Raw genomic sequence first — 13,004 nt, 5'->3', positions numbered from 1 at the left:
CCATGCTCGAACCATCCAAGGATCCGCGCTCTCTGGATCTGATCTGCCTCGGCCGTGTCGCGGTGGACCTTTACTCGGAACAACTCGGTAGCCGCCTGGAGGATGTCTCGAGCTTCGCCAAGTACCTGGGCGGCAGTTCCGGCAACATGGCTTACGGCACCGCGCGGCTGGGGCTCAAGTCCGCCATGCTATCCAGGGTCGGCAGCGAACAGATGGGCAACTTCGTGCGCGAGGAACTCGAACGCGCCGGGGTCGACACCAGCGCCCTGCAGACCGATCCCGAACGGCATACCGGTCTGGCACTGCTGGCGCTAAAGGATCGCGACAGCTTCCCGCTACTGTTCTACCGCCGTGATTGCGCCGACATGGCCATCGATGCCGATGCCATCGACCCGGCCTTCTTCGCCCGCGCTCAGGCGCTGGCCATTACCGGCACCCACCTGTCCACCGATACCACCCGTCGTGCCTGTCGCAAGGCGCTCGACGCCGCCGCCACGCACGGCGTCAAGCGTGTGCTTGATATCGACTACCGGCCAGTGCTGTGGGGGCTGACCACCCCCGGCGATGGCGAGACCCGCTTCGTCGCCGACGCCAAGGTGACCACCGACCTGCAAGCCTGGCTGGGCGATTTCGACCTGATCGTCGGCACCGAGGAGGAGTTCCACATCGCCGGCGGCAGCACCGATACGCTGGCCGCGCTGCGCGCCGTGCGCGAGGTCAGCGCGGCGACCCTGGTCTGCAAGCTCGGCGCGCTGGGCTGCGTGATCTTCGAAGGTGACATTCCCGGACGTATCAAGGACGGCATCCTGGTCGAAGGCGTCAAGGTCGAAGTCCTCAACGTGCTGGGTGCCGGCGACGCCTTCATGAGCGGCCTGATGCGCGGCTGGCTGCGCGGTGCGGACTGGGTCACCAGCGCCAGCTACGCCAACGCCTGCGGCGCGCTGGTGGTCTCGCGTCACGGCTGCGCCCCGGCGATGCCCACCGAGGAGGAACTGTTCAATTACCTGGGCCGCCGCAAGTCGGTAAAACGACCCGACCGCGACGCGCACCTCAACCATCTGCACCGAGTTACCACCCGCTCACCCGCCGAATGGCCGCAGGTCTGTGGCCTGGCCTTCGATCATCGCCGCCAGCTCACCGTCATGGCCCGCGAGGTCAAGGCCGCCCCGGCGCGGATTCACGCCCTCAAGCAGTTGTTGGTCAGGGCCGCCGAGGAGGGAGCCCGGCGCACGGGGCTGGAGACGCCGGCGATTCTGGTCGACGACGTGTTCGGCCAGGATGCCCTCAACGACGCCACCGGCAAGCAGTGGTGGATCGGCCGGCCGGTGGAGCTGCCCGGCTCGCGGCCGCTGCGCTTCCAGCATGGCGACGACTTGGGCAGCCAGCTGCGCCACTGGCCACGCGAGCACATCATCAAGTGCCTGGTGTTCTATCACCCGGACGATGCGCTGGCGCTGCGCCTCGAGCAGGAAGCCCGCCTGCGTCAGCTCTACCAGGCGGCCTGCGCCAACGATCTTGAGTTGCTGATCGAGGTGATCCCCCCCGAGGCGTCGGAGGTCGACGACCGGACGCTGGCCCGCGCCCTCGCGCGGCTCTACAACCTGGGCATCCGCCCCGACTGGTGGAAGCTGCCCACCCTCACCGATGCAGGCTGGCAAGCGGTCAGCCAAATCATCGACGCCCAGGACCCGCACTGCCGCGGCGTGGTGCTGCTGGGCCTGGACGCGCCCATGGAGGAGATGAAGCGCGGATTTGCCGCCGCCGCACGCCACCGCCAGTGCAAGGGCTTCACCGTGGGCCGCACGCTGTTCGCCGGCCCCAGCCGCGAGTGGCTGGCCGGCGACCTCGACGATGCCCAGCTGGTCGACAAGGTGGCTAGCAACTACGCCGAGCTGATCGAGGAGTGGCAGCGCCTACGCGCCAGCCAGTCCAATGCCGAGGAAGTCCTGTCATGAATACCACTCGCCTGACCATGGCCCAGGCGCTGGTCCGCTATCTTGCCGCCCAGCGCATCGAGATCGAGGGGCAGGAGCTCCCGCTCTTCGAGGGCGTGTTCGCGATCTTCGGCCACGGCAACGTCGCCGGCCTCGGCGAGGCGCTCTACCATGCCCGCCAGGAACTGCCGACGCTGCGCGCGCACAACGAACAGACCATGGCGCATGCCGCGATCGCCTTCGCCAAGGCCAATGGCCGGCGCCGCCTGATGGCCGCGACGTCGTCGATCGGCCCCGGCGCCGCCAATATGGTCACCGCCGCCGCACTGGCCCATGCCAATCGCCTGCCGGTCCTGCTGCTGCCCGGCGACACCTTCGCCTCGCGCGCTCCCGACCCGGTGCTGCAGCAGCTCGAGAACTTCGGCGACCCCACCGTCACCGTCAATGACTGCTTCCGCCCGGTATCGCGCTATTTCGATCGCATCATGCGCCCCGAGCAGCTGCTGGCCAGCCTGCCCCAGGCCATCGCCACCCTGCTCGATCCGGTGGACTGCGGCCCGGTGACGCTGTCGCTGCCGCAGGACGTGCAGACCTTCGGCTACGACTATCCTGCGTCGTTCTTCGCCCCGCACGTGCATCGCATCCGCCGGCCGCAGCCGGATCTCCATGAGCTGGACACGGCGCTGAGCGCCCTGCAACACGCACGCAAGCCACTGATAATCGCCGGCGGTGGCGTGCATTACGCCGACGCCTGCGACACGCTGGGGCGCTTCGCCAGCCAGTACGGCATCCCGGTCGCCGAGACCCAGGCCGGCAAGGGCGCGCTGTCCGACCGCCACCCCTGCAATGTTGGCGCCATCGGCGTTACCGGCAGCCATGCCGCCAACCGCCTGGCCGAGGAGGCTGACCTGATCCTCGCCGTCGGCACCCGCTTGCAGGATTTCACCAGCGGCTCAAGGGCCCTGTTCGAGCGCGATGGGCTTGTCCTGGTCGCGCTCAATGTAGGTCGCTTCGACAGCCACAAGCACGACGCACTGCCGCTGACCTGCGATGCCCGGATCGGCCTCGAGCGCCTCGACGAAGGGCTCGCTCAGTGGCAAGTCGCCGGGGACTGGCGTGAGCTCGCCGACGGTCTCAAGCGCGACTGGCAGCAGATCGTCGAAGCGGTGACGGCCGACCGCGGCGAGCGACTGCCCAGCGACGCCGAGGTGATCGGCGCGGTCAATCGCCAGGCCGGCGCCGACAGTACCGTGGTGTGTGCCGCCGGCGGCCTGCCCGGCGAATTGCACAAGCTGTGGCAATGCTCGGGGCCCGGCAGTTACCACGTCGAGTACGGCTTCTCGTGCATGGGTTACGAGATCGCCGGTGGGCTGGGCGTGAAAATGGCCCGCCCTGAGCGCGAGGTGCTCGTGATGGTCGGCGACGGCAGCTACCTGATGCACAACTCGGAACTCGCCACCTCGGTGATGCTCGGTCACAAGCTGATCGTGGTAGTGCTCGACAACCGCGGTTTCGGCTGCATCAACCGCCTGCAGCACGCCACCGGCGGCGCCGGCTTCAACAACCTGCTCGAGGATTGCCGCACGGTACCCGACGGGGCGCCCAAGATCGATTTCGCCGCGCATGCCCGTTCGCTGGGCTGCCAGGCCGAATCGGTCGCCGGCATTGCCGAACTGGAGGCGGCCCTGGAGCGTGCTCGCGCGGCTGACTCGACCTATGTCATCGCCCTCGACACCGACCCGCTGCCGAGCACCGAACAGGGCGGCGCCTGGTGGGACGTGGCAGTGCCGGAGGTTTCCCAGCGGCCCCAGGTGCAGCAAGCCTACCGACACTACCTGGAAGCCAAGAGCCGTCAGCATCGCTAACGGCCTGGCAATGAACAAATCCAAGCCATTCACTTCGACGCCATGCCGCTACGACAACGGCATGCAAGGGGGCACGATCATGAGCGTACGTCTCGGCATCAATCCACTGACCTGGACCAACGACGACATGCCCAGTCTGGGCGCCGACACTCCTCTGGACGTCTGTCTTACCGAGGGTCGGGAAGCCGGCTTTACCGGCTTCGAGCTGGGCAACAAGTTTCCCCGTACACCGGATGCCCTCTCCAAAGTTCTCGGTGAGCATGACCTTTCGCTGGTATCGGGCTGGTACTCCAGCCAACTACTGGAACGCAGCCCCGAGGAGGAGATCGAGGCCGTCAAGGATCACCTGGATCTGCTCAAGCAGTGCGGCGCCCAGGTCATGGTGTTCTGCGAGGTCACGCATTGTGTGCACGGCGATCAGTCCTACCCGTTATCACAGCGCCCCCATCTCAGCGAGGCCGAGTGGCAGCGCCTCACCGAAGGCCTCAACATCGTCGGCGATTACCTCAGGGAACAGGGCGTGCACATGGCCTACCATCACCACCTCGGCACGGTGGTGGAAAGCCAGGCCGACGTGGAAAGGCTGATGGACAGCACCCGCGACTCGGTGGGCCTGCTGCTCGACCTGGGTCACCTGGTGGGCGCCGGTGGCGATCCGCTGGTCATTGCCCAGCACTACGCCTCGCGCATCAAGCACGTGCACTGCAAGGATATCCGCTTCCCGGTGCTCGAGGACGTCCGCAATCGCGACAAGAGCTTCCTCGACGGCGTGCTCGACGGCCTGTTCACCGTTCCCGGCGACGGCAACGTCGAGTTTCTGCCCACGCTCAAGCACCTCAGCGAAGCCGGCTATCAGGGCTGGCTGGTGGTCGAGGCCGAGCAGGACCCGGAAGTCGCCCATCCGCTGACCTACGCGCGCATGGGTTACCGCAACCTGCGTTTGCTGGCCGAGCAGGCGGGCTTCACCGTCGTAGAGTAATCGAGAATGTCAATCTCTCTCCCTTCGCTCACACACGAATCAGAAGGCACACGCATGAACCAGATTGATCACTATCTTAACGGCACGATCGTGACCGGTCGCAGCGAGCGCTTCGCCCCGGTCTACAACCCCGCCACCGGAGAACAGAGCGCGCAGGTCGCCCTGGCCTCCGCCGACGAAACCCGCAAGGCAGTCGCTGTCGCAGACAATGCGTTCGCCGGCTGGTCGAAAGTGTCGCCGCTCAAGCGAGCGCGCATCCTGTTCAAATTCAAGGCGCTGGTCGAGGAGCATACGGATGAGCTGGCGCGGCTGATCACCCGCGAGCACGGCAAGGTGTTCTCCGACGCCAAGGGCGAGGTGACCCGCGGCCTGGAGGTGGTGGAGTTTGCCTGCGGCATCCCGCACCTGCAGAAGGGCGAGCATTCGATGAACGTCGGCACCGGCGTCGACAGCTATTCCATGATGCAGCCGTTGGGCGTGTGCGCCGGCATCTCGCCGTTCAACTTCCCGGCGATGGTGCCGATGTGGATGTTCCCCATCGCTCTGGCCTGTGGCAACACCTTCGTCATGAAACCCTCGGAGAAGGACCCGTCCACACCGATGCGCCTGGCCGAACTGCTCAGCGAGGCCGGCCTGCCCGATGGCGTGTTCAACGTGGTCAACGGGGATAAAGAAGCCGTCGACGTGCTGCTCACCGACCAGCGCGTCCAGGCGGTAAGTTTCGTCGGTTCCACACCGATCGCTGAATACATCTATGCCACTGCCTCGAGCCATGGCAAGCGTGTCCAGGCCCTGGGCGGCGCCAAGAATCACATGGTGATCATGCCCGATGCCGACCTCGACCAGGCCGTGGACGCCCTGATGGGCGCGGCCTACGGTTCAGCGGGTGAACGCTGCATGGCGATTTCAGTGGCCGTGCCGGTCGGCGAGGAAACCGCCAGCCGCCTACGCGAAAAACTGATCGCCAAACTCGACACCCTGCGCGTCGGCCCCGGGCTGGTCGATGGACCGGACAACGACATGGGCCCGCTGGTTACCTGCCAGCATCGGGAAAAGGTCAAGGACTATATCGCCACCGGTGTCGAGGAAGGCGCCGAGCTGGTCGTCGACGGCCGCGAGACGGTCGTCAAGGAGGCCGGCAACGGCTATTTCATCGGCGGCACGCTGTTCGATCACGTCAAGCCGGACATGCGCATCCATGCCGAGGAAATCTTCGGGCCGGTACTGGCCATCGCCCGCGCAGGCAGCTTCGACGAAGCCGTGTCGATGATCAACGCTCACGAGTTCGGCAACGGTACGGCGATATTCACCCGTGATGGCGATGCCGCACGCCAGTACTGCGAGCAGATCCAGGTGGGCATGGTCGGCGTCAACGTGCCGATCCCGGTACCCATGGCCTTCCATAGCTTCGGCGGCTGGAAGCGTTCGCTGTTCGGTCCGCTGCACATGCATGGCAGCGACGGGGTGCGCTTCTATACGCGCATGAAGACCATCACCCAGCGCTGGCCCAGCGGTATTCGCGAAGAGACCAGCCACTTCACGATGCCGACGCATTGACATCCCAGCTTATCAACGGCTCGACAGCCTCTTCCTATACTAGCTGTCACCGACACCGCCGTAACGCGGTGTCGGCTCTCCCATGCTCTTCGCGCCAATAATGAGCTGCTGTAGCTGTCTACTGATGCCGGACACCTATTAGGCTTCGGGCAGGTATTTCTTGGCAATCAGAGATGACCGGAGTCGAGCCACAGTAATGACTCTTTATCCACTCGGCTTGCTGCGCAAGGCGATCGCACGTAGCGATCCATTCTCATTCAATCCCGAGTAGGTGGGCGCGGTAGTCATCCGATGTCGCCGCAATGATCCGCTGGGTCTTGAAGCTGCCCTTGCGCTTCACCGCATCCAGCCGAATCAGGTTAAGCATCAGGCGCTTGAAGTTGGCCAAGTTATGCGCCGCGTGGGCCATCCGTGCTCGCATCTAGTCATCGGCAAAGGCCACATCCAGGCACCAGTGCATCCGGTTCTCGATGCCCTAGAGCTGACGCACCGCCCTGGCCAACCGCTCTGCATCGGGAGCCAGGCTACGGATATAGGTCTGGCCAGCGAGTCGGGCATTCCCGCGCCTCAAAGACATGGCAGCGCCGCCGCCCGTGATCTTTGTTGACGATTTCACTGACCTGATGAGACGTTCTCTCGGGTGGCTCCGACAGGAAGGTGTCGAAGAAGTCTTCCATGGCCTCCCTGAGTTGTGGCTGGTTGTCCTTCACAGGCCTTGGCCGATCGCCGGCTGGTCTTGTCGTCCAGCGCCACCACCTGCGGCGAGACGCCAGGCAGTACGCTTTCGACCCAGTGTCGGAAGGCAGCTTCGAACTCTGCTGGGCTCATCAGCCCTAAGAGGCGCGCAAAGGTATCGTGCGAGGGAATCCCATTGGGCAAGGTAAGGTACTGCCGCAGCCAGGACAGCTTCCCCCTGGCCCAGAGTTCGATCTCCTCGAACGTGTCAGCGCCAACCAGGATGCCGCAGGCCGCCATGGTCAGCACGTCCGACAAGGAATGATGAACCTTGCTGGACTGGCGGGGATCGGTGACGGCAACGAAAACACCCATGATGGGGTGTGAGGACTGGGGCATGAGGGAACTCTGACCAAATGCCCAGCTATACCGGCTCACACGCAATCCTTCAAATGCGATCGATTACCGACGTGCGATCGCCCTGGCTTGCTGCGACTTGTTAGGGACTGGCGACGTTAATTAGGCTCGTCATCGACCCGTGTCGCTTCATCCAGGCGCAGAATCGTGTGCGCATTGGTGACGCTGGTCGCCAGCGTATCGATCACGCCGGTACGCAGCGCCCCGAGAATGCCGGCCGCCTTGGTGTTCTCGGCGGCGATGGCGATGACATCGGGGATCCGCGCCAGATCGGTGATCGTCAGGCCGATCACGCGGCCCTGCATCGGCGTCAGCGACGGGCGGCCGTAGATATCGATGAAGTCGTAACCCATCATGTCGCCGACGGTACCGGAAAGCCGCGCCTCGGCGGTCTCCTGCGGCGTGAACCAGCCCATCCGAACCATGTTGCTGTTCTCGCTGAGATCGCCGATGCCGATCAGGGCGAGATCGGCGCGCCGGGCGCGGTCCAGCGTCTGGCGAATGGTCGGATTTTCGTACATCGCATCGCGCAGCTCGAGATTCTGCACCAGGGCCGGGGCATAGAGCGTCTCGCTGTCACCGCCGAACTTGATCGCCAGGCGCCGACAGATATGGTCCGGGTTCATGTACTCCCCGGCCCGCACAGATCCCCCGATGGCGCAGACGAAGGAACACTGGCGTTGGCCCTGCTCGAACACGTTGTCCGCCACCGCGCCGACGTTGCGACCCATGCCGACGGCGACGATCGCCCCGTCGCTCAACTGCCGCGAGAGATGGTCGGCCACCAGGCTAGCCACGTTGGCCCGCTGGACGTCGGCATCGGCGTGATCGAGGGCAATCAAGGCGCGCTTGATGCCGAAACGCCGCTTGAGCGCCTGCTCGATTTCCGCGCTGACCGCCGGGTGCTGGCGCACCCGAACGTCGACGATCCCCTCGGCCTGCGCGCGCTTGAGCAACCGCCCTGCCTTGACGCGAGAGATCCCCAGCCGATTGGCGATGACCTCCTGCGTTTCCCCCTCGGTGTAATAGAGGGTGGCAATTTCCGTCATCAGGGCAATATCGGCGTTTTCGTTGCGCTCGTTCATGCACGCTTCCATGTTTTGAGAAAATCGAATTCTGAAAGGTCGAATCCGGCTCGGCTTGGCCGCCTCACGATACCACAAGCGCCCTCGACTCCGGCTTTCTCGCGGGCCAGGAACGGCGTAGACTATCGGCGGATTGCGGTTCGCCGCAATCGGTTCTCAGGGCGGGGTGAAAGTCCCCACCGGCGGTAATGATGCAGCGTGAAAAGACACGCCAGCCTCTCAGCCCGCGAGCGCCTGCCTAATTTTCCGGAGGCGCTGGATAAATCGACGAGCAGATCGAAGCGCAAGGCGCCCGGCGCGCAGAAGACGAGGCATAACGAGTTGTTAGCCGAGTTTTCGAGCACCGCGTAACGTAGCGATTCGATCGCGCAGACATTTAGCCAGCGTCTACGGCGGCGGGGTCAGCAGATTCGGTGCAATTCCGAAGCCGACGGTCATAGTCCGGATGAAAGAGAACGGTTCCCCTTGCTAGGATTTGAAAACCTAATGACGATCCGGCCGGTTCACCCGTCGCTATCGATGTTTCACCATTGATCGACGCTGTTACCCGCCAGCTCCGACCCCAAGCGGATCCGCAGCCCTGATTCTGGTTAACGTGACCTCGGTCATCTGAATAGGAAAAGACCATGAATCAGCCCTATCCGCCGCAGCTCTCCTCCCAGACGCTGTCGCAACGCATCGCCTTCATCCGCGCCGACTGGCACGGCGATATCGTCGGCAACTGTCACAGCGCTTTCCTGGATGCCGTCGCCGAGCGCGGTTTCTCCGTGGAACAGGTCGATACCTTCACCGTTCCCGGCGTGTTCGAGATCCCGCTGCATGCCAAGCTACTGGCCAAGAGTGGCCGTTACGCCGCCATCGTCGCCTCCGGGTTCGTCGTCGACGGCGGCATCTATCGCCACGACTTCGTCTCCACCGCGGTGATCGACGCGCTGATGTCGCTGCAGCTCGAGCAGGAAGTGCCGGTGCTCTCCGCCGTGCTCACGCCGCATCACTTCCACGAGCACGAGGCGCATGCAACCTTCTTCCGGCAGCACTTCCTGACCAAGGGGCGCGAAGCGGCCGAGGCGTGTCTGACGACGATGGAAAACCTCAATCAGGTGCGCAAGCTAAGCGCTGATTGATCGTTCGCTATCCCGACGTAAAGAGCCCACACCATCCTCGATGGCGTGGGCTTTTTGACAGAGCGGGCTCGGGCTTATCTGAAGGCGGGCTCGAGCTCAGCTTGCGACGGTCGCCTGCCGACGGTTGCGTACCCGCAGATAGATCGCGAAGGCCAGCGAGACCGCGATCAGCACCCACAGGGACATGGCGATCGGGCTCTTGGTGAAGAAGATCGACAGGTTGCCGTAGGACTCGATGCTTTTCACGAAGTAGACCTCCGCCGACTTGCCCAGGATGAAGCCGATGATCAGCGGCACCGTTTCCAGGCCGATCTTATGGGCGACCCAGCCGAAGATCCCGAAGATCAGCAGGGTCCAGACGTCGAACATGATGCCGTAATTGATCGCGTAGGCACCGACCACGCACATCATGATGATCAGCGGGTACAGAATGTACTTCGGCACCTCGATCACCTTGGCGATGTGGCGAATCGCGAAGTACATGATGCCGAACATCAACACGTTGGCCGCCAGCAAGGCGATGATCATCAGATACCAGGTATCGATGTTGTTGCCGATGAACAGCGGGCCGACCTGAATGCCCTGCAGCGTGAAGGCACCGATCAGAATCGCGGTGGTGGAATCCCCGGGAATGCCCAGCGAAAGCAGCGGCACCAGCGCGCCACCGGTCAGCGCGTTGTTGGACGACTCCGAAGAGACGATCCCCTGCGGCGCGCCCTTGCCCATCTGGGAGGAGTCCCGCGAGAAGTTCTTCTCTTGGCTGTAGGCCAGCACCGAGGCCGCACTGCCGCCGACGCCCGGCAGAATCCCGACGAAGGTGCCGATGCTCGACGAGCGCACCAGGTTGAGCAGTTGCCCCTTGAACACCTTGAACTTGAACTTGGCGCCACCCTTGAGCGAAATCGGCCCCTGACCCGTCTCGTCCTTGAAACCCTTCTCGGCGTCCAGCAGCACGGTCGTCAGCCCGAAGATACCGATCAGCACCGGCAGCAGCGAAAAGCCATCGATCAGGTAATACTCCATGAAATCGAACATCAGACGGGTTTCACCGTTGCCCCCCTCCGTGATCGAGTAGGTACCGATCAGGCTGAGCCAGACGCCCAGTACACCGCTGAAGATACCCATCAACATGTTGGAGCAAAGCGAGGCGATCACGGTCAATGCCAACAGGATGATCAGGAACTTCTCGACGTAGGAGAACTTGATCGCGAAATCCGCCAGCACCGGCGCGAAGAAGAACAGTACCGCGGCGCTGAACAGGCCACCGAAGACCGAGGCGACGATGCCGATCTTGAGCGCGCGCTCGCCCTCGCCCCGCTTGGCCATCGGATAGCCGTCGAAGGTGGTGGTGATCGACGAGGGCGTGCCGGGAATGTTGATCAGCACGGCGGGAACCATCCCGCCCGAAATACCGCCGACGTAAAGCCCCAGCAGCAGCGCGATGCCATTCTCGAGCCCGAAGGCATAGGTCAGCGGCAGACAGACAGCCACCGCCATGGTGGCGGTCATGCCGGGAATCGCGCCGAAGATGATACCGATCAGGGTTCCCGCGGCGATCAGCCCGAAGAACATCGGCGTGAGGTGAGACAGGATATCCATGAGACGAGTCTCCGATGGTCAGGCCAAAAAGATCAGGGCAAGGTGATGCGGAACAGCTGTGCCAGCACATACCAGGCCAGCGTCGGGGCAATCAGCGCGTTCAGCACCAGAATGATGAACAGCCGCCGCGTCAGATGATCGACGTACAGAAGCGACAGCAGGAACACGAACAGCACCGACATGATCAGGAAGCTGTAGCCGGTGTTGGGAAACACGTCGCTCAGCACGCTCATCAAGTAGAAGTAGGCCGTCGTCAACGCCAGCGTGCCGAAGAAGCGCTTGTGGTCGAACTCGCCCTCGCGCCCTGCCAGCACACGGCCGGCACGCTTCAGGCCGGGCACCAGCAGTCGATAGCGGGTGATCACGATCATCGCCAGCAGGATGACCAGGATCCAGGTGACGATGCGGGGAAAGAAGAGATGCGATTGGTCGAAGTCGATGCTGACATCGAGCAGCGACAGCCATTGGCTTTCCATGGAAAGCGGCTCCTGCGCCGGGCGTCACCGGCGGCATCAGTGGTGGAAAAGAATCGTGCCGGCCGACGTTCGCCGGCCGGCACGCGGCAGGATCAGCCCTTCAGGTCGCTGATGATGGTCTTGTAGTCGTCGTTCTTCTCTTCCAGATAGCTGGCCGCTTCCTGGGTAGGCTTGTAGTCGGGCACGAAGAACGAGCGCTTCAGCTGCTCCTGGAGCTCATCCCCCTCGTACACGTCGGCCAGGGCATTGTCGATGCAGTCGATCGCGGCAGAATCCATGTCCTTGTTGTACAGCAGGAAGAATTCCTTATCGAAGGTGAAGTCCTGGTCCTCGCCCATCGGCACGCTGGCGTTCGGCGTCACGTACTGCAGCAACTGCTCGCGCGTGGTATCACCCATGCCTTCTTCGTTGGTCTGGGCAATGGTCTTCTCGCGAGCCGTGATCCAGACGAAGCGCATCGCCTTCTGGTCGTCGGCGGGCAGCTGGGTGTACTGCTCGTTGGCCTGGACCGAACCGTTGATCACATCCACCGCCCCGTCGAACAGCAGCTGGTTCTTGTCCGCCTGGGAGCCGGTGTTGACGGCAACGATGTTGCTCTCCTTGCCCGGATACTGCATCCGCACGGCGTTCTTCAGCGCGGTAAAGCCGATCTCGGAAACACCGCCCGGCTGGATGGCGACCTTCACCTGCTTGCCGTTGCCGGCCGCGTCGATGATGTCGCTCATCGACTGGTACGGCGAGCTTTTCGGTACCAGGTAAGCGTTGCCCGGGTTGATGGCGATGGTCGGCCCGACGACGAACTTGCTGAAGATGTCGGGATAGCCGTTCACGCCGTAGAGATGACCCAGATAGGAGCCATCATGGAAGATCATGATCGTGTTGCCGTGCCGGCTACGCTCCAGCGCCTGGAAGCCGGGCATGACACCGACGGCGTCGACCTTGGCGTTGATGTCGAGCTGCTCGGCCAACTGGTCGACCACCATGCTGGACACCTGATAGGTATCGCCGCCGGTCGACGTCGAACCGATCACGACGCGCAGGTTGCCCGGCAGCGGACAGTCGTCGGCGGCCTGGGCGGAAGCCGATACGCCAATGGCGGCACTGGCCAGCACGGCCAGACAGGTCTTACCCAAAATCGCTTTCATGATGCGTCTCCCTCATACCGTTGTCCCACATGCGAAGCGCAACCCGATGCGCCGCCCCCGGTGGAACCAAATGATAGCGTTATCATCGAACACGCCTTGCACGGTAGAGAAAGCGACTTTGTCAGACAATTCAACTTAAGTCGCCCGA

At 63.5% G+C, this 13,004-nt stretch carries 9 protein-coding genes and 1 pseudogene; 5 read left to right on the top strand and 5 right to left on the bottom strand.

The genetic code is table 11. The annotated features are described in order from the left end of the window. Positions 1-2: 2 nt before the first annotated feature. The 4 genes from CCD76_RS14680 to CCD76_RS14665 all read left to right on the top strand — a co-directional run bounded on the left by CCD76_RS14680 (position 3) and on the right by CCD76_RS14665 (position 6,335). The gene (locus CCD76_RS14680) at positions 3-1,955 is read left to right on the top strand and encodes a bifunctional 5-dehydro-2-deoxygluconokinase/5-dehydro-2-deoxyphosphogluconate aldolase (protein WP_040244643.1); all 1,953 of its coding nucleotides are present in this window, start codon (positions 3-5) and stop codon (positions 1,953-1,955) included. Beyond that, complete coding sequence (gene iolD / locus CCD76_RS14675) at positions 1,952-3,799, top strand: 3D-(3,5/4)-trihydroxycyclohexane-1,2-dione acylhydrolase (decyclizing) (RefSeq protein WP_040244645.1); 1,848 nt, start codon at positions 1,952-1,954, stop codon at positions 3,797-3,799. Before CCD76_RS14680 ends, iolD begins: the two co-directional genes overlap by 4 nt. Before the next feature lie 79 nt (positions 3,800-3,878). Continuing rightward, entirely contained in the window at positions 3,879-4,778 is a 900-nt protein-coding gene (gene iolE / locus CCD76_RS14670; protein ID WP_040244949.1) for a myo-inosose-2 dehydratase, read from the top strand. A 54-nt stretch (positions 4,779-4,832) separates the two neighbouring features. Next, positions 4,833-6,335, top strand: coding sequence for a CoA-acylating methylmalonate-semialdehyde dehydrogenase (locus CCD76_RS14665; RefSeq protein WP_087720185.1), 1,503 nt, complete (start codon positions 4,833-4,835; stop codon positions 6,333-6,335). Positions 6,336-6,588: 253 nt separating this feature from the next. Here the strand turns inward: CCD76_RS14665 and CCD76_RS14660 are convergent. Further along, positions 6,589-7,385, bottom strand: a pseudogene (locus tag CCD76_RS14660) (ISAs1 family transposase). A 140-nt stretch (positions 7,386-7,525) separates the two neighbouring features. Then, positions 7,526-8,512 (bottom strand): sugar-binding transcriptional regulator, encoded by a 987-nt coding sequence (locus tag CCD76_RS14655; RefSeq protein ID WP_087720184.1) that lies wholly within the window; start codon positions 8,510-8,512, stop codon positions 7,526-7,528. Between the two features lie 626 nt (positions 8,513-9,138). Here CCD76_RS14655 and CCD76_RS14650 point away from each other — a divergent pair. Further along, the gene (locus tag CCD76_RS14650; protein ID WP_087720183.1) at positions 9,139-9,636 is read left to right on the top strand and encodes a 6,7-dimethyl-8-ribityllumazine synthase; all 498 of its coding nucleotides are present in this window, start codon (positions 9,139-9,141) and stop codon (positions 9,634-9,636) included. Between the two features lie 96 nt (positions 9,637-9,732). Here the strand turns inward: CCD76_RS14650 and CCD76_RS14645 are convergent, their stop codons facing one another. From CCD76_RS14645 to CCD76_RS14635, 3 genes are all read right to left on the bottom strand, one after another. Next, entirely contained in the window at positions 9,733-11,235 is a 1,503-nt protein-coding gene (locus CCD76_RS14645; RefSeq protein WP_087720182.1) for a tripartite tricarboxylate transporter permease, read from the bottom strand. Positions 11,236-11,267: 32 nt separating this feature from the next. Next, complete coding sequence (locus CCD76_RS14640) at positions 11,268-11,711, bottom strand: tripartite tricarboxylate transporter TctB family protein (RefSeq protein ID WP_087720181.1); 444 nt, start codon at positions 11,709-11,711, stop codon at positions 11,268-11,270. Positions 11,712-11,803: 92 nt separating this feature from the next. After that, complete coding sequence (locus CCD76_RS14635) at positions 11,804-12,856, bottom strand: ABC transporter substrate-binding protein (protein WP_087720180.1); 1,053 nt, start codon at positions 12,854-12,856, stop codon at positions 11,804-11,806. Positions 12,857-13,004 lie beyond the last annotated feature (148 nt).

Source organism: Salinicola salarius (assembly GCF_002179555.1).
Classification (GTDB): domain Bacteria; phylum Pseudomonadota; class Gammaproteobacteria; order Pseudomonadales; family Halomonadaceae; genus Salinicola; species Salinicola salarius_A.
This window is presented reverse-complemented; position numbering and strand designations above follow the sequence as displayed.

Excerpts from the sequence above, each read along its gene's own strand:
- CCD76_RS14665 (WP_087720185.1), top strand. The coding sequence starts at position 4,833 with ATGAACCAGATTGATCACTATCTTAACGGCACGATCGTGACCGGTCGC.
- CCD76_RS14645 (WP_087720182.1), bottom strand. The coding sequence starts at position 11,235 with ATGGATATCCTGTCTCACCTCACGCCGATGTTCTTCGGGCTGATCGCC.
- CCD76_RS14655 (WP_087720184.1), bottom strand. The coding sequence starts at position 8,512 with ATGAACGAGCGCAACGAAAACGCCGATATTGCCCTGATGACGGAAATT.
- CCD76_RS14635 (WP_087720180.1), bottom strand. The coding sequence starts at position 12,856 with ATGAAAGCGATTTTGGGTAAGACCTGTCTGGCCGTGCTGGCCAGTGCC.
- iolD (WP_040244645.1), top strand. The coding sequence starts at position 1,952 with ATGAATACCACTCGCCTGACCATGGCCCAGGCGCTGGTCCGCTATCTT.
- iolE (WP_040244949.1), top strand. The coding sequence starts at position 3,879 with ATGAGCGTACGTCTCGGCATCAATCCACTGACCTGGACCAACGACGAC.
- CCD76_RS14680 (WP_040244643.1), top strand. The coding sequence starts at position 3 with ATGCTCGAACCATCCAAGGATCCGCGCTCTCTGGATCTGATCTGCCTC.
- CCD76_RS14650 (WP_087720183.1), top strand. The coding sequence starts at position 9,139 with ATGAATCAGCCCTATCCGCCGCAGCTCTCCTCCCAGACGCTGTCGCAA.
- CCD76_RS14640 (WP_087720181.1), bottom strand. The coding sequence starts at position 11,711 with ATGGAAAGCCAATGGCTGTCGCTGCTCGATGTCAGCATCGACTTCGAC.